We start from the raw sequence: 25133 nt of genomic DNA, 5'->3' as shown, positions 1-25133 counted from the left end.
AGTGAGGTAGAAGTGGAAAGGAAGATGCTTATGAAGAAACTATTCAAGAGATTTATTATGACAGTTGGCTTTTTTACTACAATAAGAGTTCCTTTTATAGAATGGAATGAAGAAGACAACAAGTATATGCCTATATTTATCCCTTTAATTGGTGTTGTAATAGCATTATTTTTATATGTTGTTATTTTGTTAATAGATTATTTAAATTTTTCATCTCTATTTGGTTCAATGCTAATTGTAGTATTTTTCATATTTATTACAGGGGGATTACATTTAGATGCATTCATGGATACATGTGATGCTCATTTTAGTAGAAGAGATATACCAAAAAAATTACTTATAATGAAAGATTCAAATATTGGTGCTTTTGCTGCTGTCTATTTGTTTGTATTACTTTGTAGTAAATTAGTAATCATTAATGAAATAATAATTCAAAATAAACTAACACTTGTAATATTATTAATTCCAATTATATCAAGATTATTTCAATCAATTTTACTATTAAACACAAAATTCGCAAAAGAAGATTCATTAGCTTCAATGTATGGAAAACTTAATAAAAAATATCAAGTGTATTTTATCCTTTACTTTATCCTAGTAGTTACTTTTGGGTTTATTATAAACCAGATATACATAACAATATTTATGATTTTAATCGCTCTTATATATCTGTTCATTTATAGAAAATTTGCTTTAAAACAGTTTGGTGGAATCACTGGTGATATTATTGGAGCTTACATTGAAATTACAGAAGTGCTCTTATTCTTGGGTGTTTTAATATATGATTTTTTACCTTTGTGGTAAGTATATAAACTTATTACTAACTATATAACTAAAGAATATTACAGAATCGAAGTGAAGATATTATGAAAGATTATTTAGAACTTAAAGATACAAGCAACTTAATAGTGACAGTAGACAACGCAGGTAGTATTGGTGAGAAAAAGGATGATCAAGTTAAAGTTTCTTGTGAATTATTATCCTATTATACAGTTAGAAATGCGGTAATGGAAAATATGAGTCAAAATACAACTCTTAAAGCCTTAGTATTTACTAATTTTTGTGGTGATGAAAATCATCATAAATTAGTAAGTGGAATAAATAAAGTACTAGAAGAACTTGAAATTAACATCCCATATATTAGTAGTACAGAAACTAATTTTACTATGAATCAATCTGCATTTAGTGTCACTGTTATCGGAGAAAAACTAGATAAGGAAAGACCAAGATATAATAATTATGCAGTTGTGGGATATCCTCTTATTGGAAATGAACTAATTGATAATCCTCACCAAGTGATTACTTTAAAAGAATTTAAACAATTAGTTAACAATTCTAATATTTCTAAAGTTGTTTGTATTGGTTCAAAGGGAATATATGAAAAAGGGAAAAGAATATTTGATAAATCATTTACTTCAGATACAATTGATTTATATAAAAGCGCTGGTCCATCAACCAGTGTTTTAATTGAATATGATAATTTTAATTCATTGCCTAAAAGCCTATTAAATAAAATAACAATTTTAAACTAAAAAAGATTTAAAGGTGCTTAATTTATTTTTTATTAAGTATAAGGCAATTTCTTAATAACACAACTATTAAGATTTAGTTATTTACAGAATAAAAACCTTATTATATTCTTTGTTGACAATTAATTAGGACAAATCTAAATATTTCCTAGAATATTTTTATTCTAGGTTTTTTTATATTTATATAAATGTTTTTTGTGACTATATAATGAAAATTGATGTTAGTTATTTGAATCTAATAAGGATATGTATTAAATTTTCATAATTATATTTCAGCAATCTTTGGTAAACTATATTTTTCTGTATTATCTTTAAAAATTGAACGAAATACTTCACATTTAAAGAAAAACGTGATAATATTAAAGAAAAATAAATATAAAATGACTAATTAAGAATATTAATAGAGATTATTACTTTATAATTAGTACATAATTCTTTGTTTGTGAAGAATTATTAGCAAATATTAAAGTGAGCTAACTATTTAGAATGCAAGTGTTTTTTAATAAAAATTTTAAAAAATATTTTCTAAATAAATAAGTATGCTAAAAAGAACTCAAGGAACTTTGAGTTTTAGATCTTTGATAATTTAATATGTTAATGTTTAGTTACATAAGCTGTATTATATTTCAATATAGAATATATGGTTCTTATAACTTTCTTTCCTACATGGCTTAATGCAACAAAATGGTGTTTACCTTCATTAATCTTTTTTTGATAATATTTAGAGAATTTTTCATCTGAATGAATGATTCTATTAGATACATGATGTATTGCATAACGCATGTATTTTGAGCCTCGTTTTGACATTTTCGAATTACTAGATTCAAATTCACCAGATTGATAAATAGATGGTTCAGCACCAATAAAAGCAACTAGTTTATCTTCACTAGAAAATAATGAAATATCGCCAATACCGGCAATTAATATTGCTCCTGTTGTATATCCAACGCCAGGAATAGAAAGAATTATAGAAAAGTGTTTATCCATTATTTCTTTTATGTAGTTATCGTATTGATCTAGTTGTGAATTTAAAAACTGAATTTTCTCAACAATTAATCGGATTTCAAAAGCATAATATGAAGCATCATCGCCAATAGATTCTTTCGCTAATTGTTTAATTAATTTCGCAGTGGTTAAATAGTGATGGCCCTTAGAATGCTTTTTAAGAAGATTAGATAACGCATCTATACGTGTGTTTTTGATTACAGAAGGAATAGAGTAGGTTTTTAATAATTCTAATGAACAATTTATATATAAGTTACTAAATACAGTTTTATATTCTGGAAAAGCATAGTCAATTAGATTAGATAATTGAATTTTAGTTTGAGAAATCTCTTTAGTTAATCTAATTCTGTGACGTGTTAATGACTTTAGTTCTTCGGCATGGTATAATTTTCTTGTATAGGGTTGGAAGTCTTTCCAATTTCCTTGTAGAAATTTACAGATGGCTTTTGCATCGGTTTTATCTGTTTTAGTTTTACGAACAGATGAAGCTTTCTTAGCCATACTGGTTAAAAGTGGATTAAATAAGTAAACATCAAATTGTTGGTCAAAAAGATAATTCAGTATGTTCTTAGAATAATGCCCTGTAGACTCTAATCCTATACGCACATAATTATCATTAACTAACTCTTTAAAGTCATTAATAACTTTAGAGAGTTTTTTAAAACCCTCAATATCATTAGTAATCGTAAATACATCACAGGGAACTACTCCGTTGTGATCAGTAATAAAGCAATCATGTTTTTTCGAAGCAACATCAATACCTACATAAATCATGATATATAAATCCTCCCATATAAATAGCTATTACTAGTAGCGTGTCACTACAAACTTTATAAATGTAACCTCGCTATTGATAAACAGTCTATTCGCTGTAACTAACTAATTAACATATTAAATAAAGCTGTAGCTATAAACTCACTAAAACAGTCTTATAAGCTGTAAGGTGACAGAAAATAGTCTACTAGTTATTAAATATAATTATAATATAAAAAATGTAGTTACAGCAAATTATGACTGTAATTACATTATACGAGGTGACTAAGTTGACTGGTTATACTGAATTAGCTAAACTAAGCGTATTTTCTCTTGCTAATGTTGAACAATTAACAAATAATAAGAAAACTGCGTATTCCCTTCTTGGACGTTTAATGAGGAAAGGGTTAGTTAAAAAGATAAGAAACAATGTTTATTCATGTGTGAATCCTGCGACAAATCAGGTAATCGCATCAAGATATCAAATAGCATGCGCAATAACCCCATCCGCTTACATTTCTCATCATACTGCCTTTGAATATTTTGGTCTAGCAAATCAAGTTTACTATGAAGTATATATATCTTCTGAGACTCGATTTAGAGATTTTGAATTTGAAGGTGTGAGTTATAAGTATGTGGCTTCAAAAATAAACTCAGGGGTCATTAAGCCTAAGAATACCGAAGGAATCCGAGTAACAGATTTGGAGCGAACTGTTATAGATAATATAAAGGATTTTCAAAAAATAGGTGGTTTCGAAGAACTTTTGAAATGTCTTGAAAGAGTACAGTATTTAGATGAAGATAAATTAAAAACTTATCTTGGGTGTTATACTATACAAGCTCTATACCAGAAAACAGGTTTTCTTTTAGAAAATTACATGCTCGATGTGCAATTGTCTGAAGATTTTATTCAATATTGTAGAAGTAAAATAGGGAATAGCACTAGATATTTATTAAAGGAATATACAAACGCTGGTTATTATAATAGTGAATGGAAGTTAGTGTTACCAGAAGGATTATTTGAATTTATGGATCAAGGTGGTGATGAACTTGTCTAGTTATGACATCCTGTACATGGGAAAAAAAGCAAAAGAATTAGGATTCATACGAGATACTTTAGAAAAAGTGACCCGGTTAGCAGATATTTTAGAGTATTTTAACACAAATCCTTTACTTAAAGATAGCCTCGCTTTAAAAGGGGGAACAGCTATCAATCTAACGATTTTTAATCTACCACGGTTATCTGTAGATATAGATTTAGATTACATAAAATTAGACAGTAAAGATGTCATGTTAGAAAACAGAAAAGCCATTAATTCTGTTATCGACAGATATATGACTTCTCAAGGATATACAAAAAGTTTAAAAACGAAGACTCCACATAGTTTAGATTCCTGGGTCTATGAGTATATAAACTTGATAGGCAATAAGGACAATATAAAAATAGAAATCAACTATTCATTAAGAGCCCATGTACTTCCAGTAGAAGAACGACCTATCGTGACACAGCATTTTTCTAGTGAATATAAAGTGAAATCTTTAGCTGCCATCGAGATATTTGGTAGTAAGATTAATGCTTTGTTAAGCAGAGCTGCTGCTCGAGATTTATATGATGTTGGAAATATGATTAAATTTGGTTTGTTTGATGAAAGTGAAGAGGTATTGTTGAGAAAGTGTGTGGTTTTTTATGCAGCAATTTCAGCAAAGAAGATTAATAAGACTTTTGATACCAAAGCTATAGATTCTATAAGTAAATATAAAATTAAAACAGACTTATTACCTGTTATTAGAAGAAAAGATCAATTTGATTTAGATATAGTAAAAAAGGTTGTAAAACAATTCATTAAAGATTTAATGGTATTAACAAATTCAGAGGGAGAATTTTTAGAACAATTTGAAAATAACAAGTACGTACCGGAACTGCTTTTTGAACATTCGGATGTCCTTTGTAGAATAAAGAATCATCCGATGGCATTATGGAAAACAAGGTAGTTCTGTTTATTAGACATATTAGGGTAATTTTAAAATGATTTTATTAAATAGTAAATTTAAAAGATAATTTAAAATATTCTTATCATATTTGTATAAAAAGAAAAAAGTCAAAGCAAAACTGCTTTGGCCTAAAAATTTCAAATTGTTATACTTGTTTGCATTATTTGAGAAATAATTATTTATTTTTTCATAATAGGTAAATAGAACTCTAAGTTATCGTATTCATCATTACCGTCTTCATCAAATCTACAGAGATATTCTTCGAAGTATTGTGCATCTCTAAATGTGTAATCACTTTTTTTTACCCATTCTACCAGTTGATTCCATCTTTTTGGGATTGTATCGGTTCCTGATGCAAAAGAGAATGATACAGTAGCAAATAATCCTCCTTCAAATTCTTTTGTAGCTATACCTTCTGTATTATCAAAACCATCAGGCAAGGTAACACATATCTCATAACCATATTCTTCATTGTCAAAGTCATTGGTTTGTGGTGATGGATTGTCATAACCAAATATACGAATATTTGAATTTTCATATAACTTTGTTTTTCTAATCCAATTCATTAATTCAGTAACTGCTTTTCCCTCAGGTTGTATTACAAGTCCTGAGTTAACGTATGCTACAGTTGACTTGTTTAACTTAATGATTTTCACATCGTTGGCAGTTAAGTTGTTAAGTTGATTTTGATTCATTTTCTCTCTCCCTTTATTTTTATTATTTTTGTTTGAATAGGAAGATAAAAAACTATTTTTCTCAAATTCTGTTAAAATATTTGATTGAAAAGATAATGATGCATCTATAATAAATTGAACTTTGTCTTTTAGTTTATTATAATTTATTATATTTGAATCAATTTCAGATAGTTTGTTATTGAGAACTTCTACAGTCTTTTGAACTGAATTATATTTAAGTATTTGGTGTACTTCTTTAATGGTTACATCGAGTTCACGTAGTAACAGTATTAGCTTCAACCTATTTTCTGACTCAAGGTTAAATAATCGATAACCACTTTGTGGATCTCTTTTACTTTGTATAAGTCCTTTTTCTTCATAAAACCTGATTGTCTTTGGTGTGATGTTATAAACTGAACACAAATATCCTATTTTCTTTAGTTTTTCCATTCTATTCCTCCTATCAAACAAAATAAAGTATATAGTATTCCCTAAGGAAAGAGTCAATAGGTTTTTATAATATTTTTATATTTATAAGTATTATTTTATTATAAATGACTAATATTGAAAGGTCAATTACTTGATTATATATATTATTTTATGATACGAGAAAAGACAGACTTGAAGGAAAAAGTTAATCATTTATATGATGAATAAAATTAAACCATCTAAAATCTTCATATTTTTTATTCTGAAATTGTTTATAGTTTGGTTGAAATTCTCTTTTAAGATTTTCAACTGTCTTATTTGCTTCATCGAAATATTTATTAAATTCTGATTTTTTATTTATTAAAATATTCTGTGGTTCACTAATATTAAAACTTTCATATAGTCCAAATGAATCTACTATAGAGTTGTATTCATTTAAATAGTTATGACTCCAATTACCAGATTTTATTTCCATTTTGTACTGTGTTAAAAATAAATAACCATAATGTGCGATGAACTTAATCGCATTTATAACAAATTCTACTTCTTCATCTGACATTAAATAATGAAAATTAACACGTACAAAACCTGGTTTTAAGGATTCCATTCCTTCATCAACAATTTCTTTGATTAATGTTGATTCAGCTTCATCAATTCCTAATAATCTGTGAGCATAAGGTCCTGCACAAGCACATCCCGCTCTTGATTGTATCCCAAACAAATCATTTAGTAATTTTGCGATTAGTTTATAATGTAAGTATTTATCATTTTGATTTATGATAAATGATAAAATACTAACTCTTTTTTCTGGATCTAATGAACCTAATATTTCTATATTAGGTTCATTTTTTAATTCATTGATTGCTTTTTTAATCATATTTTCTTCAATTTGAACTATTTTTTTAATTCCTATTTTTTGTTTAAATTCTAAAGCAAGTGCTGCTTTAATCACTTGTAAAATGCCTGGTGTACCTGCATTTTCTCTTGCTTCAACATCTTTTGTAAATTCATAACAATAAGGACTAACAAAACTAACAGTTCCTCCACCAGCAACAGTAGGTGGATAGAGTATACTATATAGATTTTTATTTATGACAAGAATACCTGCTGAACCAGGACCACCAACAAATTTATGTGGTGATAAAAAGATGGCATCAAAATAACAGTTTTCATCTTTATTCATATTAATTTCTACATAAGGTCCACTAGCAGCAAAATCAAAAAAAGCGAGTCCATGATGTTTATGCATGATTTTAGCTAAAAGGTAAACATCATTTTTCATTCCAGTAATATTAGAAGCAGCTGAAAAAGAACCGATTTTAATTCTATCTTTATAAAGATCACATTTATTTTCTAAGTCCAGGTAGTCAAACTTACCACTCGAGGTCAAACTGATTTCAATGACTTCTGCGAAGCTTTCTTTCCATATTAAATAATTAGAATGATGTTCAAATGAACTAACAAAGATAATAGGTTTTGTTTCACTCATATGTTTAAATATATCTTTAATTATTTCTTGGTTATACCTTTCTTTATGTATGATTCTTTTACGCATATAATCAATATTCATTTTCAAACCTGGAGTTAAATATAACCCTAATATTTCACTCAATTTTACAATTGCTCCTGTTGCTCCAGTTCCAGTTGGAATAATATAATTGTTTTCATTAGCTCCTAAATATTTTTTTATGTTTTTTTCAGCTTTATGTAAAATACCTGTCATTGTTTTTCCGGTAAAACTATCGGTTGTATGGGTATTTGCATATACTTCTTGTAGTTTAATTAAATAATTTTCAATAAAGGTTAACGTTCTACCGGACGCTGTATAATCAGCATAAGTTATAAGCCTTTTTCCATAAGGTGTATTAAAGAAGGTATGAGAACCAATGATCTCTTTACGTATCGATTCTATATTTAATTCCATTTATTTCCTCCTTGAATAAATTCCTATTATAAGTTATTAATATTTAATCTAAATCATGATAAAAAAGGTAAATATTACTTCTAATAGACATGGATTATATGTGAAAAAGAAGTAGAAATTATTAAACCTATTTTTGATATGGAAAATATTCAAGAAAATTTTAAATCTGAAAAAAGTGAAAGGTTAAAAGAATTTGAGTGTGAATATAAAGAGCAAACAATATTTGAGATTATTGAAATCTATGATATCATATATATATGATGCATATTTATAAGTCGCAAGATATTTAACCTGGGGGATTTTGTGCTAGAACTGATAGATTAAAAGATGATATTATTTAAATTATTGTTTTTGGCTAGGTGGTGCTTCAGTTGCTTCAATTTCATCTAGAATTAATTTTGGTATATATAGGATATGATTATTATTGGCTTATAAGTAAGGGAATATGGATAACAATATCGAAATATTTAGAAATGTCATTATTACAGAGTTTTTAGTTTTATCATTTGTATTATATTTTTGTCAAATGGCTGCAAGGAAAAAAAATAATACTTCTATATTTAAAGATTTTTTATTGTTTTGTATGAGATTTAACCCTGAATTACATGAGAAAAATAACAGTGGAAAGAATATTTATGATATTGTAAACACTTTTGGAATACTGAATTAAAAGAAATTATAAATATCAATAATAAATAAGTTTTATATACATTATAAGAAATTAATTTTTAATAAAAATTAACATTAACTAGCTCTTTAGTCAAATAGTGTGGGTAAGAAAATATCCAACATACAACACTGGAAGGATTAATCATGGAGAGGATAATTTTGGTAGATAAGGAGAAAAATTATGAGTGTAATAACCGAATCATTAGAAAATTACCCAATAATTATTATTTCAAACTTTGTAGCGTGTGAGTATGAAATGGAATTTGATTGGAAGTATGCAAGAGAATTTAAATTAGGTGAAGTTGTCTATTATGTTGATGACTATAAAGACGAAAATATAAGAAATGAACATCTACAGTGGATGGTTAAATTTCGAACCAAAGATGGTGGAATTTACTCAGCTTCACAGTTATATTTTGTGACTGAAGATGCATGGAAAGATATAGAAGAATATATCAAAAGTAATTTAGATGATCTCTAAATCTATATTGTAATATTTAAGTAATTTATCTTTAAATAAAGCAAACCACTAATATTGGTCACAACAGGGCTGGAAACAATCCTGTTTGTATATTGATCCAAGTAGAAGTATAGCTCTAGTTGATGATTTGTTTACAGGATTATGTATATTAGTTTCAGCAGTTTTAGTAGTTGGAATTATTTATTATCTACTTTATGAGTCGTAAAATTTTAAACCTGTGGGATTTTGTGCTAGCACTGATAGATTAAAAGATGATATTGTTTCTGATTCATTTTCAGCACTTGCAAAAACAGGATTATATATAATGAGTTTTACTTCCTGGGTTTCAAATAAATGGAAAGTGAGAGAGCTGAAAACACTCCAGATATTAATAATAACTCATACAATGAAAACAAAGGAGCTTTAGATCAACTTGGAAAAGAAATTGTACAAAATTATAATAGAAAGGGAAAGGAGTTATCTGAAGAAGAAGCTTTCATTATTGATGAGTGGTGTAAGGAGTACGGAGTATCTCAACATCATGGAATTCGAGAAGGTAGTGGTGAGCATTGGACTGAAGGATATGATCATACACATATATCTTATTTACACGAAATTATTGGATAAATAATAAACATTTTGATTATTTATATAGAAAGTAGATGAATTATATTTATGTTTAAAAAAGTTGTTTTAGTCTTATTGGTCATAATAGGTGTTATAAATAGCATATTTACCATTTATTCCATAAATAATGAAGATTACAATACATTATTTATAACAGAGATTATTCTTAATCTAGTTCTGTTAATCATGTATTTCTATGCGATTTATTATATGATTAGATCATCATTTAAAAAATCAGTCATTATAATATCTGCTATTTTTTATTTATCATTTATTATTCTTCAAAATATATATACTATTCAAAAATATAATGAATTTCTTAATACACATGAAATTAGTATGTTACGCTTAATAAGTCTCGAAAGATACAAAATTTATGAAATTTGTTGTGGGTTTCTACCGTTATTTATATTTTCAGCTTGTAATAAAAAAATATCTCAAAATCATAAAATTACTAACTTAAATAAATAATTAGGTTAGTTTGGGTGGTAGTGGTGGACATTGGACTGAAGGATATGATCATACACATATAAGAAGAAAACATATTCTTTATATTAGATAAGTAATTTAATCAACAAATTTTATAATAGGAAATAAGACATATTTATAAAGGAGTAATCCTATGATTAATGCAGTTAACTATAACCCAAATGGTTTTATTATAAAGAGAATTGATGGAGATGATGCAAAAAAGTATAAAAATTATCATGGTATTGATGGTGACTCTTGGCCAATCGATAAATATACGAAAGGATTAAGTATAAATGATATTAATATTTTGAGTAATTATTTAGACGAGTATTTTATGAAGTTTTATTATAACAAAGATGCAGTTGGTGCATGTTGCGATATCAAATTTTTAAATTCTTATATTGATGCTTGTATTAAAGCGGATTTTAATATAGAACTATTGTTTTGTGAAACTAAAAAGTCAACTCCAATTTGTACTATAAATCCAGAAGCTTTTAATAGAAATTTTATTTTTATTGGATTTGATTATGGTTATCCAGAAGACGATTATTATTCATGTGTATATAATGATGTGAATAGGTTTTCAGAAATGGCTAAATTAAAGTTAAATAAGTATGGATTATTTTAAACAGAAGAAGAAATAACTAAAATTATTTAATACGAGATAAATTAATATCTACATATTCTGAAAATATGTTTGAACAAGGTGAAATCATAATATATAAATTATTTAAATATATTGGTGAATTTCCTTTAATATTAAAATAATATAACATATACCCAGCAAACCACCACAGATTATTGCTGGTTTTTTTTATCATTTCATGATTTGTATAAAATATAAAATCTAATGAATATTAGTAAACTACGTAAAAGTTTGTTAATGATTAAGACATAACCTTCTTGAATAAATCTCTCAATATCAAAATATCTAATATACTAAATATCAAGGTTTAGGCAGTTTTGATTAAGCCTTTTTTTATTTTATACATATCTTGTGTGATTTTGACGCAAACTCAAAAAAAGCAAGCCCATGATGTTTATAATGATTTTAACTAAAAAAAGGTATGAGAACCAATGATCTCTTCACGGATTGACTCTAAATTAATTTCCATTGATTTCCTACTCTAATGTATTCTTAGCATAAGTTATTTATATTTTGTTTATTTCATGATAAAAAGGTAAATATTACTTATAATAGACATAGATTATATGCAAAAAATAAATAAAAAAGGAGGAATTACTATGGATAATAATAATCATAATTATTATGATAATACAGAAATAAAAAGACAAAACAAAAACGAAGGTTTAGAAGAATTTGCTTCAGATGTAAATAATAATTTGCGTAATGTAGGTCAAAACATAAAAAACAGAAGTCAAAATTTTGTTAATAATACGAGAGACAAAATGGAAGAATTCGCAAGTGATACAAGTGAAAACATGAGTGATAGTAGTAATTTTGTCAATAATACAAGAGATAAAATGGAAGAGTTTGCAAGTGATACGAGTGAAAACATGCGTGATATCGGACAAAATATACAAGAACGAAGTCGTAATTTTGTCAATAATACAAGTGATAAAATGGAAGAATTCGCAAGGGATAAGAGTCATATAGGTAATAAAATAAAAATTAAAAGTGAAAATATTGTCAATAACACAAGAGATAAAATAGAAGAATTTGCATCAGATACAGCTGAGTCAATAAAAAAAGTAGGACAAAATATCTATGATACAGGTAAAAATATTGTCAATAAAACAAAAGAAACAGTTAATAAGATTAAAAAGAATGATGATTTAAAATAATTAGTAAATTTAAAATCAACTAAGAAATGATACTTAGTTGGTTTTTATTATTTATAATATCAAATAAAACTTTTAATATATCTATATATATTTGAAACGTTCATACATTTTTTTAGAAATTAATTTATTATGGGAAATCATGGTAAATTCATCTGTTGATTCAATTAATATGCAGAATTAGTTTTACATAATTATAAAATAAATGATTTAATACCATTGAGTAATTTGACAAATCTGACAAAATTATCTTTAGTTGGAGATAAAATAAGTGATTTAACACCAATCAGTAATTTAACTAATCTTAAAGAATTATCTTTAGATGGAGATGAGATAAGAGATTTAACACCATTGAGTAATTTGACAGATCTGACAAAATTAAGTTTTTGGGCTAATGAAATAAGTAATATAACAGCATTAAGTAATTTAACAAATTTAATAAAATTAAATTTATAACATAATCAAATAAATGATATAACACCATTAAGTAATTTAACGAGTTTATCAGAATTAAATTTAGGAAGTAATCGAATTAAAAATACATCTGCATTAAGTAATTTAATTAATTTAACTGGATTAACTTTAGATAAAAATCAAATAAGTGATATAACTGCATTGAACAAACTAACAAATCTAACAAATTTGAATTTAGGTTATAATCAAGTAAGTGATTTAACAGTACTAAGTGGTTTAATAAATCTAACAGAATTAAATTTAGTGCGTAATCAAATAAATGATATAACAGCATTGAGTAATTTAACAAATCTAAGAGAATTATCTTTACATTATAATCAAATAAGTGATTTAAATGCCTTAAAAAATTTGATAAATCTTACATTTTTAAATATTGAAAATAATAGTATATCTAATTTGAATATTTTAAGAACAATGTTTGATAACGGAGCGTTCACATCAAAAGAACATGACTATCAAATAATTTTGGATATTAAAACACTTGATATCTCTGAAGGATCTGACGCTTATAATACTCTAATATACTTAATTGAAAATGATGTAAGTATAGATTTTAATCCTTCTATAATTATAAAAAGAAGCAAGTGTGATTAAATTATGATTTATTAGATAGTAAAAAGTGGTAACCTGATTTAATTATATTATATATCAAATTATCATATATTTTTAATCTATATACAATTAAAAATCATGTGGAACTACATAATACATCATATTAAAAATCAACTAAGTATTAATACTTAGTTGATTTATTTTAGAATATAAGGATATAGATTGCTTTGTATATTATTAAGTAAAATATAATTGATAATTATTTTACATATATTATTCATTCCTTTGAATACATTTAAATCCTAAAAAATTTTCTTCTTGTATAAACACATCATTCCGATTGAATTTTAATAAATTCAGATACATGACTAAATCATCACTTATAGTTATAAGTAGAATACTAAATCCAAAAACCACAGAAAAATTAAAATATATAATGGAAATAATAGTTAAAGCAGCAATAAATAAAAATGGTATGATCCATAAGAGTCTAGCCTGAAGAATAGTTAACTCATTAGGACTATAAAGAAAGGCCAATAATTGTTTGAATTTAAGTTTAATAGAACCTACACCATATATTTTATAAATCACAAATTTTATGAACTCATGTACAAATATCCCAACTAATAAAATTATAAAATACAAATCTAATCTTTTTATCAATTTAGGTAAATCGTTTAGAGGAAGTGCTTCATTCATCCACTTTATTTTAACTCCATATATGATTCCTGATAATATGAAAAGTATTACCAGAACGATTATACTTGTGTAATATCCATTAATTTTCACAAATCTTATGTTTTCCCTATTCTCTAAATTTTCCATATTTTCCCTCCAATACTTTTAATAAATAAATTATATCATAAATTTTAACTTTATTATATGATTAATACTAATTAATCTAATTAAGGAATAATCATCAGTTCATTAATTTATTCAAATCAAACTATTAAGTATATTTTTAGTAATTGTTGTTGATTGATAATACTTAATTGATTTATTATTTATGTTAAATATTGAGATATCATGTTATAATTAGGATTAGGTGATATAAATGAATAAAAAAGATGTGATTTTAAAAGAATTAAGTAAGTATGATTTTGACTTATCTAAAATTAATAGTTTGACTGAAATACGTGTAAAAAATGGAATTTACTTATTCCGTTTTTCTTATTGGGATGATAATTATGTGATTAAGTATTTTGAAAAGGAAGAATTCAGAAGAGAAATATATTATTACAAATTGTTAAATGAACTCAACGTTCCAACAATTAAATTATATTATTATAATGAATCATCAATCATATTAGAAGATATTAATGTAAGTATACAGCATCGTTTGGGAACAAAAGAAGATTTAAGTAATCCTAAAGTAGCTTTAGGACTTATTAAATGGTATAAAATATTTCATAAACAAAGTTCACTATATTTAGATAAACATCCTGAATTATTAAATCAATTATATAATGAATATGACTTGATCACAAAAGAAGTGATTCAAGATATTGTTCATAAATCAAACTCTAATGGATATGCTTATTGGAGTGAGTTTATAAAAGAGTTTGATAAAATAAAAGCTATTATTAGAAAATACTCAACTTGTTTTACATATAATGATTTTTATTATACTAATTTTATTGTATCTAAAGATGAAGAAGAAGTAATTATGTATGATTATAATTTTTTAGGAAAAGGATTTAAGTATAGTGATATAAGAAATGTATCTGTATCCTTAGAAGGGGATGCTAAAGAAATATTTTTAAAACATTATACAGAGTATAATCCAATTGAAAAAGATATTGATGAAGTCTTTTCTCCTTTATTTTCTTTATATGTAGCTTATAAGGGTGAAAACTTTCCTAGTTGGGCAAAAGAAGAACTAGAAAAGCTTCATAATAGACAGATGGAGAAAAATATTATCCAGTTATTACAGTCATTATCAAGTAATTCTAATCAAGTGTATTAATAGTCGTTTCTAATATAATAGTTAAAGCCTTTTGAAGTGTTTGAAGACTTAGTGAGAACGTATTTTTCTTATTTGTTACCTGACTATCTATATAAGGGATATGTATAAACCCACCGATTGAACGTCTACTATCTATTGTATTTAAGAGATGATAAAATAAATGGTTACATACATAAGCACCTGCTGATAGTGATAATGATGTAGGAATATCTTCTTTATTTAATGCATTTAATAATTTTCTAACAGGTAATTTTGTAAAATAAGCATTAGGCCCATCTAATATGATTGTTTCATCTATTGGTTGATTTCCTTTATTATCAGGTATTGTAGCATCATTTAAATTCACCGCAATTCTTTCTAAACGAATACTATTACTACCACCAGCTTGTCCTAATGAGATGATGATGCTTGGTTCATATTCTTTAATAGCTTTTTTTAATACTTCTTTTGATTCATAAAAAACAGTAGGGATTTGAATTGTGATGATCTCATAATTTTTAATTATTTGGTGATTAAATGATTTGACTAATTCCCATGAGGGATTAATGTTCTCTCCATCAAAAGGTTCGAATCCAGTTAATAATATTTTGTTCATTAAAATACCTCCATGAATATTCTTTATATAGATTATATAATAGATTTATGTAAAATAAAATAGTTAAAAAATTAAAACAAAAAATGTCGAATTAAATTAATATATCTAATCGACATGGAGTGACAAAAAGGTGGATTATATGTTGATATCAATTAAACGTATCACAAAAGAAAATTATTCGGAGTTTACTAAATTAATCGAACATAGGAGAACAAAAAAAGAAAGCAAAGATTTAACTTATTATGATAATAATGATATGAAACAATTTATGGAACAATATCATGTATTAGATTCTGATACTTTCTTTATTTATGCAGCTTGTATGGATAATCAATTTGTTGGATATATTAATGCGATTATAATACCTAAACCAGACCCAAGAAAAGGATTGTTATATATCGATGAATTATGGACAATACCAGAATATAGAAGACATGGAGTTGCCAAATTATTAATGAAAGAAGTTTTTAAACTTGCTAAGCAGTTAGATTTATGGAGAGTTAGACTTTATGTTGGAGTTGATAATAAAATCGCTAGAAATTACTATCAAAAAATGGGATTTAATGAAACAGACCATTGTTTAACTTGTGAATTAAATGTTTCTGATATAATTATTTAATTTTAAAAAGAACTATTTTTTATAAAAAAAGTATGCTTATTACTAGACTAAATCTGTGAAATTTGATATTATTACTAATGGAAATGTTGATGCTGGTATAACACAAAGGTAGTGTACTTCCATGGTAAGGAAGAGGTTGACGGTTCAAGTCCGTCTACCAGCACCATTTTTATTTAAATATAGATAAGAAATTAGAGTTGGAGAAAGTTCCGACTTTTTTTATTTTGTTTTTTACAACAAATTTACAACAATTTTTAAATTTACAATGTATTTTATATTATAAATTCACAAGTTCTTAGCATGTAAATTATCTTATAGATTTTCACATTAATTCTTGTTGCTATATTTTTGTTGTATATCAGATAGATGGCTAAGTAAATCCTCAAACTTAAAATCCTTAATAATATCATCTTCTAATATAGGGGCTAAATATTCATTTTGGTATAAGTCTATCTTCATTTCGATTCTTTCATATTTGATTTGGATATGGTTACATACTAGATAGCAATAAGAATTATTCAAAGGCTAGAATATATGATTTCATTTTTATGATAATTAAGCAGTATTCAGAAGAGTAGACTCTAAAGTGAATGCAACTTGACAAAATTTCATTTAAAAGTGAACCTATAAATGTTATAATTAGGACAAAAGTAGCTAAAATGTTATTAGCACTTTAGGCTGATATTGTGATTATTAAAATTAGGAGAGATATTATGTCAAATCAAAAAGAACGCGAAAGAGCACAATTACATAAAACGATATGGCAAATTGCCAACGACCTTAGAGGTTCTGTTGATGGATGGGATTTTAAGCAATATGTACTTGGAATGCTATTCTATAGATTCATTTCAGAGAATCTGGTTACATACCTAAATAAAAACGAAAAAGCTTCAGGATATAAAGAATTTAATTATGAGAATTTGTCAGATGAAGTAGCTGAATCTGCAAGTAAGCAAGTTGTAGATGAGAAGGGTTTTTTTATTTTGCCTAGTGAACTTTTCTCAAATGTGGCTAAAAAAGCAAAAAACGATGAAGATCTAAATATAACTTTAGAAAACATATTTAAGAATATTGAAAAATCCGCACAAGGAACTGAATCTGAAGACAACCTAAAAGGTTTGTTTGATGATATCGATGTTAACTCAAATAAACTGGGTCGAACGGTTATTGAGAAAAATGACAAGTTAAGAAAACTTATAACTGCAGTTGATAAACTAAGACTTGGAAAATATGAGGATAACACAATTGATGCATTTGGAGATGCATATGAGTTCTTGATGACAATGTATGCAGCAAATGCAGGAAAGTCGGGAGGAGAGTTTTTTACTCCACAAGAAGTAAGTGAGTTACTAACAAAACTAACATTAATTGATTTTGGTAATGAAACAGTTGATAAAAATGGGAATAAAGTTATACCGGATAAAGAGAAGGTTGAAAAAGTATATGATCCAGCATGTGGATCAGGATCATTGCTATTAAAATTTGCTAAGATATTAGGAAAAGATAATGTTAAGTTAGGATTTTTCGGACAGGAAATCAATTTAACTACTTATAACTTAGCTAGAATTAATATGTTTTTACATGATATCAATTTTGAAAAATTCGATATAGCATATGGTGATACATTGAAAAATCCAGTTCATTGGGATGACAAACCATTTGAGGCTATTGTATCAAATCCTCCATATTCAACAAACTGGGACGGAAAAGACAATCCATTATTTATTAATGATGAGAGATTTGCTCCTGCAGGTGTATTAGCACCAAAGTCAAAAGCAGACTATGCTTTTGTTATGCATATATTAAATTGGTTATCCTCAAATGGTACAGCAGCGATTGTTGAGTTCCCAGGTATTTTATATCGTGGTGGAACTGAACAAAAGATTAGAAAGTATTTAATCGATAATAATTTCATTGATTCAATTATACAACTACCATCCGATTTATTCTTTGGTAACACCATATCAACAGCAATTATGATACTCCGCAAAAACAAATCTGAAAACAAGATTCACTTTATTGATGCAAGTGATGAATTTGTTAGATTAGGTACTAAGAACAAACTAACAAAAGAGAATATCAGTAGAATTTTAGAGTCTGTGCGATATAAGACTGATGAAGATCATTTTTCTAGATACGTAGTAATAAATGAAATTGTAGAAAGAGATTATAATCTTTCGGTCAATACATATATTGAAACAGAGAATCACAATGAAGAAATTGATAATGTTTTACTCAATCTAGAAATAAAGAATATTGTTAAGAAAATTGATTCACTAAGAAAATCAATTGATGAAATTGTCGCTAATCTTACATTATTATCATTTGATACTGAAAACACAAGATTTGTTAAATTTGGAGATGTGGCAACCATAATTAGAGGAGCATCACCAAGACCAATTAAAGACTACGTAACCGTAGATGAAAATGGTGTTAATTGGATAAAAATTGGAGATGCTAAACCTGGTACTAAATATATTACAGAAAGCAAAGAGAAAATAACGCTTGATGGAGCGACAAAATCACGCTACGTAAAACCTGGAGATTTCATCTTATCAAATTCAATGAGTTTTGGTAGACCTTACATTTTACAAATAGATGGATGTATACACGATGGATGGCTTGCAATTACTGATTATGAAACTGAATTAAACTCTGACTTTTTGTATCATTTATTAAGCTCAAATCTAATACAACAGCAAATGTCATCAGGGGCCAACATAGGGACAGTGAAAAATTTAAATGCTAATATTGTCAAAAATCTAATTATTCCAATACCATCAATAGAAATACAAATCAAAATTGCAAGTATACTAGATGCATTTGAGATTTTGGTTAATGACATAAAAGAAGGTTTACCTGCTGAGATAGAAGCTAGAAGAAAACAATATGAGTATTATCGAAATAAATTATTAAAATTCTAAAGGGGGTGTTTTAATGGATGAATATAAAGTTATAATTCAACAAAATGAATCTACTGTTGTTGCTGAATATAAGTCTAAATTCAAACGCCAAAAGACTTATCAAAGTGAATCAGATCTTGAGAATAATTTGATAAAGCAACTAAAAAGTCAAGGATATTCTTATGTTAATATTCACAATAATCAAGATTTTGTTATTAATTTACGTAATCAACTAGAACGCCTAAACAACTATACATTTACTCAAAACGAATGGGAAGAGATTTTTAGTAAGTATATCGATAATCCAAATGATGGAATTGTTGACAAGACTAGAAAGATTCAAGAAGATTATATATTTACACTAAAAAGAGATGATGACTCATCGATTAACATTCGTTTACTTGATAAAAAGCAGATTCACAATAATCAACTTCAGGTAATTCATCAATATGTAGTCGATGGTAAAAGAAAAAATATTTATGATGTAACAATTTTGGTTAATGGATTACCTTTAGTTCACATTGAATTAAAACGTCGTGGTGTATCAATTAAAGAAGCGTTTAATCAGATAAGACGATATGAAAATGAGAGTTTCTGGGCAGATAGTGGATTGTACCAATATGCACAGATTTTTGTTATTTCAAATGGAACTGAAACAAAATATTACTCAAATACAACTAGAGAATTAGCGACAAAAGAAAATCAGGGTTCCATTGCAACTAAGAAAAAAACAAGTCACTCATTTGAATTTACTAGTTATTGGGCAGATGCAAATAATAAGAATATTCTAGAACTATATGATTTTACAGATACATTCTTATCAAAACATACGTTATTAAATGTCCTTACCAAATTTTGTGTATTTACAGTTGATGATTTATTACTAGTTATGAGACCATATCAAATTGCTGCTACAGAAAAAATCATTAATCAAATTAACATTGCACACAATAGTAAAAAATATGGAAAAATCGAGGCTGGTGGTTATGTTTGGCATACGACAGGTTCTGGTAAAACATTAACTTCATTTAAGACAGCACGTATTGCTTCAGAAATAGAATACATTAATAAAGTACTATTTGTTGTTGATAGAAAAGATTTAGATTACCAAACAATGAAAGAGTATGATAAGTTTGAAAAAGGTGCAGCAAATTCAAATACTAGTACATCCGTTCTAAAAAAACAACTAGAAGATTTAAATGCTAGAATAATCATTACTACTATTCAAAAACTGGCAATTTTCATAAAGAAAAATCCAACACACGATATCTATTTTAAAGAAATAGTTTTTATCTTTGATGAGTGTCATCGATCACAATTTGGCGATATGCATCGAGATATTGTGAAGGCGTTTAAAAAGTATTATATCTTTGGATTTACTGGAACTCCTATATTTGCGATTAATGCATCCACTAGTAACAAGTTTCCAACGCTTAAAACAACCGAACAAGCATTCGGTCATCAATTACATACATACACAATTGTTAATGCAATTCATGATGGTAACGTCTTACCATTCAGAATTGATTATTTAAATACGGTAAAAGCATCAGAAGACATTGATGACAATGAAGAGGTATATGATATTAAACGAGAAGAAGCTTTACTGGATGATCTACGAATTGCAGTAAATGTATCTTATACGTTAGAGCACTTCGCTCAAAAGACAAAAAGAAATGAAAAAGCATATAGTTTCAGCAAACTACTAAATGTTGAAGAAGTCGCTAAAAGTAAATATCAATCAAGACTTACAAAAAGTGTGGAGAATAGACAATCACTTAAGACAACTGGATTTAATGCTATTTTTGCTGTAGCGAGTATTAAAGCAGCTAAGAAGTATTACCTTGAATTCAAGCGACAACAAGAAGAGTATGTACCTGCAAGTAGATTAAAAATCGCTACTATATTTAGTTGGAGTCCTAATGAATCACTAGATGGTATTTTTGATGAGAATAACGAGTCTACAGAAAAACTAGACCAGAGTTCAAGAGATTTCTTAGAAGAAGCCATTCAGGATTATAATGAAATGTTCGGAACAAGTTATGATACTTCTAGTGATAAATTTCAAAATTACTACAAAGATTTGAGTTTGCGAGTTAAAAATAAAGAAGTAGATCTATTAATTGTGGTTAATATGTTCTTAACTGGTTTTGATGCTACTACTTTGAACACAATTTGGGTCGATAAGAAACTTAGAATGCATGGGCTGATTCAAGCGTTCTCAAGAACAAACCGAATTTTGAACTCAATAAAAACATTTGGAAATGTGATCTGTTTTAGAAACTTAGAACCACAAGTAAACAAAGCAATTAGCATCTTTGGAGATAAAGAAGCTGGTGGAGTAGTTTTACTTAAATCCTTTAAAGAATATTATGAAGGATATGAGGGATTCAAAGGTTATAAGAACTTAGTACAAGAATTACTGGACCAGTATCCACTTGGACATGAAATCATGGGAGAGCGAGCTGAAAAAGCATTTATTTCATTGTTTAATCAGATATTGAAGACAAAGAACATTCTTGTCAGTTTTGATGATTTCAAGGGTAATGAAATATTAAGTGATTTCGATTATCAGGATTACCAAAGTATTTACTTAAGTCTATATGACAAATATCGTAGAAATCGTGGAGCTGATGCGGAACAAATCAATGAAGAGATTGAATTTGAAATTGAACTTGTAAAATCGGTTGAAGTAAATATTGACTATATATTGATGCTGGTTGATAAATTCCATGGAGAACACATTGAAGATAAAGAAATTGAAATCAGAAAAGCAATAGATTCATCTCCATCGTTAAGAAACAAAAAAGACTTAATTCTAAATTTTATTGCTTCATTAACAGTTGATGCTACTGTTACAGATGAATGGTGTGAATATATTGAGAACAAAAAAAAGGAAGAGCTTGAAAAAATAATAAATGAGGAGAATTTAAATTCTGAAGAAACAAAATCATTTATTAATGAAGCTTTTAGAAATGGAGAAATTAAAGAAACAGGAACATCAATAGTTAAAGTGCTTCCACCGATTTCAATGTTTGGAAATACAGAAGGTATTAACAGAAGTGAAAAGAAAAAGCACGTATTACAGAGACTTGTTGATTTCTTTAATAGATTCTGGGGATTATAAAAGTATTAGTACTAGATGAATCGGGTATTATTAATTCAGATCACTACATAGAAAGATATTTTATTTTGGCTAGAATTTTGAACGATTTGTTGACTTTAAAGACATAAAAGCAATAATTTTTCATGCAACAAGAAACTCAATAGTCTGATACATGTGTCTTTTATTCTGATCTAACGGTTTTAGTTCCAGTTGAAAATATTAACGAATTAACAAGTTTTCCTCAAAGTATATTTGGTAAACGGATGTACCTTTTTATGCCAGTAGTCAAATGTTATTGCTAAAATAAGTAGAATAAAAAATATAACATATATTAAATTAAAAAAAATAATGAGGGTAAATCAAATTGATTTGCTCTCATTACCATTTTTTATATTACTAAACTTTTCATTAAGCGTTTTAATAGTCTTAGTTTTATATCCTTTATGTGCCTGGTAGACATTAATCAATGTATCAACATCTTTCCAACCACCCATCGCTTGTAAATCCTTAAGATTAATATCGTCAAACAATGTCGCAAATGTATGGCGTAATTGGTGGGGGCGTATTTTTATGCCAGTTTTATCTAGTCTTCTTAAATATTGTCTAAAAGCACTGTAAGGAATAAACTGACCATCTTCGTGTGCGATAAATAAATTGTTGTCTTCATAATCATCTTCTAGTATTTCTTTATTATAATCGTGCCAGGTTTTAACTTCATCATATAATTCTTTTAATTTCTCGTGAATAGGAAATGTTCTTGGACGGTCTTTCTTAACTGGACCAATCTTACCATTTCTTTTCCGGTTTTTTGTAATATGGATAATATTTCTTTCAAAATCCCAATCATCAAATTGTAATGCTAATGCTTCACCAACTCGCATTCCGGTATAAAGCATTAAGAGTAAAGTAAAATAGTATTTTTTATTTCCTCTTGCGATTTCAAGATATTTCTCAAGTTCTTTAATATCAATTGGTTGTACTTCTTTAATATTTTTTTGACTAATTTTAATTCTAACCTTCATCATAGGATTAATAGGGATTAGATCTTTTGAAAAAGCATGATCCATTACAATATTAATAATTTGTTTGTATTTACTTAGAACTTGGTCGGATTTAGTTTCTGACATTTTTACTAGAAAGCTTTCAATTCTAGTTGCGGTTAAATTTTTTAATTTAACGTTACCAATATATTCATTGATTACACTAAGATAATATTGTCTATTTTGTTTTGTTTGTTCTGATAAATTTCGGTCATGTATTTTAAATACTAATTCAGAATATTCTGAAAATTTAGTTGAACTCTCATCTTTAGCGACTCCTAATGTTTTTTTAGCCTCTATTTCTTTAGCGAAATTTTCTAGTTCTTTAATCGCTGCTTTTTCAGCAGTTTTTGTTGCGCTTTTTGCTCTGAAAGATTTCGTCGTTTGTCTTCCATTTACACGATATCTGTATTCAAATACCTTAATTTTATTTTTTAGTTCTCTTACTTGATATTTTATATTCATAATGTTCCTCCTAAGACATTTTTTAAAAGTAAATTGATATTAGAGTAAAGAAAAAAGGAACCTATTTTAACTAGATTCCTTGATAACCTTACTATTTTTATAATATATATTTGATTTTAATTCTAATTTGATTAATTTTTATCATCTGGTTGATAAAAATTATTCTCAAATTCTTCAACCCATTTTTCTCGTATCCGATACTGAGGACCTATTTTAAAACTTTTTAATTTTCCTTTTTTTATATAAGATATTACAGTTAATCTACAACATCTCCATCTTTTAGCAACATCATCAACTGTTAACATACTCACTCTAATCACCTTTTCTAAATTGATATTAATTTATGTAAATCTATCGTTAATGGTTTGTTAGTAAGATTTTATTTTATTAAAATCTTACCAACAATAAGGGAAAATGCCCAGTGTGAATTACAATGTTTAAATAAATAAGTTATTTAGTTCTAATAAAAAAGATATAATTGGTGTGATATGTATGAAATATTCGGTTATTTAAAAAGACGGGAATTAATTAAAGTTCCTATTTAAGAAAAGAAGCACTAGCCTTATTCAAGGCTAATGCTTTTATTTTTGTGGATAGAAATTATTCAGCCACTTTTATTTCAGCTAAGTTATGGCAGTCCCAGATAGCTTTTTCTCCACGTGTCATAGCTAGTATTAATGCAATTATATAACTTTCAATGTTTTCGCTGAAATCCACATACCATAGGCCATCGTTATTGTTGTACCAGAAACCGACGTTCTTTTGATTTGATAATTGGACGTATTTTGGAAAATGTTCTATCATCTTCTCTTTGCTTTCAATCGCAATAGTAGAGTAACCAACCATATAACCATCATTATATTCGATGATTTTACCATCCTTAATATTTCCTCCGCCACTTTTAATAATGCTATTTATCATATATTTTCACCTCACTAACTATTTCTTTAATCAATTGTTAGTGAGCTTTTATTTTAATAAAATCTTAACAACAATTAGTACAGGGCATTATTTTTTTGAGGTAACTTGGTCTGTATAATAGAAAAAAGGCTTATGATATAATTCATAAGCTACTTA

At 26.9% G+C, this 25133-nt stretch carries 23 protein-coding genes and 1 tRNA gene; 16 read left to right on the top strand and 8 right to left on the bottom strand.

The genetic code is table 11. The features are described from left to right. The first annotated feature begins 30 nt into the window (after nt 1–30). Nucleotides 31–804 carry an adenosylcobinamide-GDP ribazoletransferase gene (gene cobS / locus KHQ81_06495; GenBank protein ID QVK19334.1) on the top strand — a complete coding sequence of 258 codons (774 nt, stop codon included), beginning with the start codon at nt 31–33 and terminating at the stop codon, nt 802–804. Nucleotides 805–866: 62 nt separating this feature from the next. Next, complete coding sequence (locus KHQ81_06490) at nt 867–1532, top strand: ATP-binding protein (protein ID QVK19333.1); 666 nt, start codon at nt 867–869, stop codon at nt 1530–1532. Between the two features lie 591 nt (nt 1533–2123). On the opposite strand, the gene KHQ81_06485 is transcribed toward KHQ81_06490, so the two are convergent. Then, nucleotides 2124–3308: an IS110 family transposase gene (locus KHQ81_06485; protein QVK19332.1), complete on the bottom strand. Its 1185-nt coding sequence runs from the start codon at nt 3306–3308 to the stop codon at nt 2124–2126. Nucleotides 3309–3544: 236 nt separating this feature from the next. Between KHQ81_06485 and KHQ81_06480 the strand changes: the two genes are divergently transcribed. Together KHQ81_06480 and KHQ81_06475 are read left to right on the top strand one after the other, a co-directional pair. Next, the gene (locus KHQ81_06480) at nt 3545–4345 is read left to right on the top strand and encodes a hypothetical protein (GenBank protein QVK19331.1); all 801 of its coding nucleotides are present in this window, start codon (nt 3545–3547) and stop codon (nt 4343–4345) included. Beyond that, nucleotides 4332–5279, top strand: a complete 948-nt coding sequence (locus KHQ81_06475; GenBank protein ID QVK19579.1) for a nucleotidyl transferase AbiEii/AbiGii toxin family protein — start codon at nt 4332–4334, stop codon at nt 5277–5279. Before KHQ81_06480 ends, KHQ81_06475 begins: the two co-directional genes overlap by 14 nt. A 179-nt stretch (nt 5280–5458) precedes the next feature. Here KHQ81_06475 and KHQ81_06470 read toward each other — a convergent pair whose 3' ends face one another. Continuing rightward, nucleotides 5459–6403 (bottom strand): GyrI-like domain-containing protein, encoded by a 945-nt coding sequence (locus tag KHQ81_06470; GenBank protein ID QVK19330.1) that lies wholly within the window; start codon nt 6401–6403, stop codon nt 5459–5461. Nucleotides 6404–6587: 184 nt separating this feature from the next. After that, nucleotides 6588–8306 (bottom strand): aminotransferase class V-fold PLP-dependent enzyme, encoded by a 1719-nt coding sequence (locus tag KHQ81_06465; protein ID QVK19329.1) that lies wholly within the window; start codon nt 8304–8306, stop codon nt 6588–6590. A 445-nt stretch (nt 8307–8751) separates the two neighbouring features. On the opposite strand from KHQ81_06465, the gene KHQ81_06460 reads away from it, so the two are divergent. The 7 genes from KHQ81_06460 to KHQ81_06430 all read left to right on the top strand — a co-directional run bounded on the left by KHQ81_06460 (nt 8752) and on the right by KHQ81_06430 (nt 13404). Then, nucleotides 8752–8976 carry a hypothetical protein gene (locus KHQ81_06460; protein ID QVK19328.1) on the top strand — a complete coding sequence of 75 codons (225 nt, stop codon included), beginning with the start codon at nt 8752–8754 and terminating at the stop codon, nt 8974–8976. 180 nt (nt 8977–9156) lie between these two features. Next, the gene (locus KHQ81_06455) at nt 9157–9456 is read left to right on the top strand and encodes a hypothetical protein (GenBank protein ID QVK19327.1); all 300 of its coding nucleotides are present in this window, start codon (nt 9157–9159) and stop codon (nt 9454–9456) included. A 333-nt stretch (nt 9457–9789) separates the two neighbouring features. Continuing rightward, entirely contained in the window at nt 9790–10062 is a 273-nt protein-coding gene (locus tag KHQ81_06450) for a hypothetical protein (GenBank protein ID QVK19326.1), read from the top strand. A gap of 622 nt (nt 10063–10684) precedes the next feature. Next, on the top strand, nt 10685–11161 hold the full coding sequence (locus KHQ81_06445; protein ID QVK19325.1) for a hypothetical protein: 477 nt from the start codon (nt 10685–10687) through the stop codon (nt 11159–11161). A gap of 617 nt (nt 11162–11778) precedes the next feature. Beyond that, nucleotides 11779–12339, top strand: a complete 561-nt coding sequence (locus KHQ81_06440; protein QVK19324.1) for a hypothetical protein — start codon at nt 11779–11781, stop codon at nt 12337–12339. A gap of 216 nt (nt 12340–12555) precedes the next feature. After that, on the top strand, nt 12556–12792 hold the full coding sequence (locus KHQ81_06435; GenBank protein QVK19323.1) for a leucine-rich repeat domain-containing protein: 237 nt from the start codon (nt 12556–12558) through the stop codon (nt 12790–12792). 159 nt (nt 12793–12951) lie between these two features. Further along, nucleotides 12952–13404, top strand: coding sequence for a leucine-rich repeat domain-containing protein (locus KHQ81_06430; GenBank protein ID QVK19322.1), 453 nt, complete (start codon nt 12952–12954; stop codon nt 13402–13404). A 231-nt stretch (nt 13405–13635) separates the two neighbouring features. On the opposite strand, the gene KHQ81_06425 is transcribed toward KHQ81_06430, so the two are convergent. Next, entirely contained in the window at nt 13636–14187 is a 552-nt protein-coding gene (locus tag KHQ81_06425; protein QVK19321.1) for a DUF3267 domain-containing protein, read from the bottom strand. Between the two features lie 229 nt (nt 14188–14416). On the opposite strand from KHQ81_06425, the gene KHQ81_06420 reads away from it, so the two are divergent. Beyond that, a complete protein-coding gene (locus KHQ81_06420) occupies nt 14417–15328 on the top strand; it encodes a hypothetical protein (GenBank protein ID QVK19320.1) in 912 nt (303 codons plus the stop codon). Here the strand turns inward: KHQ81_06420 and pcp are convergent. Next, nucleotides 15312–15923 carry a pyroglutamyl-peptidase I gene (pcp, locus tag KHQ81_06415; GenBank protein QVK19319.1) on the bottom strand — a complete coding sequence of 204 codons (612 nt, stop codon included), beginning with the start codon at nt 15921–15923 and terminating at the stop codon, nt 15312–15314. The two genes, KHQ81_06420 and pcp, sit on opposite strands and share 17 nt — an antisense overlap. A gap of 139 nt (nt 15924–16062) precedes the next feature. On the opposite strand from pcp, the gene KHQ81_06410 reads away from it, so the two are divergent. The 4 genes from KHQ81_06410 to KHQ81_06395 all read left to right on the top strand — a co-directional run bounded on the left by KHQ81_06410 (nt 16063) and on the right by KHQ81_06395 (nt 22572). After that, nucleotides 16063–16542, top strand: coding sequence for a GNAT family N-acetyltransferase (locus KHQ81_06410; GenBank protein QVK19318.1), 480 nt, complete (start codon nt 16063–16065; stop codon nt 16540–16542). A gap of 91 nt (nt 16543–16633) precedes the next feature. Then, nucleotides 16634–16708, top strand: a tRNA-Thr gene (locus KHQ81_06405). Between the two features lie 547 nt (nt 16709–17255). Further along, entirely contained in the window at nt 17256–19466 is a 2211-nt protein-coding gene (locus KHQ81_06400) for a type I restriction-modification system subunit M (protein ID QVK19317.1), read from the top strand. Nucleotides 19467–19479: 13 nt separating this feature from the next. Then, nucleotides 19480–22572 (top strand): type I restriction endonuclease subunit R, encoded by a 3093-nt coding sequence (locus KHQ81_06395; GenBank protein QVK19316.1) that lies wholly within the window; start codon nt 19480–19482, stop codon nt 22570–22572. A 338-nt stretch (nt 22573–22910) separates the two neighbouring features. Here the strand turns inward: KHQ81_06395 and KHQ81_06390 are convergent, their stop codons facing one another. The 3 genes from KHQ81_06390 to KHQ81_06380 form a co-directional block, all read right to left on the bottom strand. Next, nucleotides 22911–24056, bottom strand: coding sequence for a site-specific integrase (locus tag KHQ81_06390; protein ID QVK19315.1), 1146 nt, complete (start codon nt 24054–24056; stop codon nt 22911–22913). A 131-nt stretch (nt 24057–24187) separates the two neighbouring features. Continuing rightward, the gene (locus KHQ81_06385; GenBank protein QVK19314.1) at nt 24188–24367 is read right to left on the bottom strand and encodes a helix-turn-helix domain-containing protein; all 180 of its coding nucleotides are present in this window, start codon (nt 24365–24367) and stop codon (nt 24188–24190) included. Nucleotides 24368–24656: 289 nt separating this feature from the next. After that, on the bottom strand, nt 24657–24977 hold the full coding sequence (locus KHQ81_06380; GenBank protein ID QVK19313.1) for a hypothetical protein: 321 nt from the start codon (nt 24975–24977) through the stop codon (nt 24657–24659). Between the last annotated feature and the right edge of the window lie 156 nt (nt 24978–25133).

Source organism: Mycoplasmatota bacterium (assembly GCA_018394295.1).
Classification (GTDB): domain Bacteria; phylum Bacillota_I; class Bacilli_A; order Haloplasmatales; family Haloplasmataceae; genus JAENYC01.
Note: the sequence above shows the minus strand (reverse complement) of the source record. Positions and strands in the feature narration are given on the sequence as shown.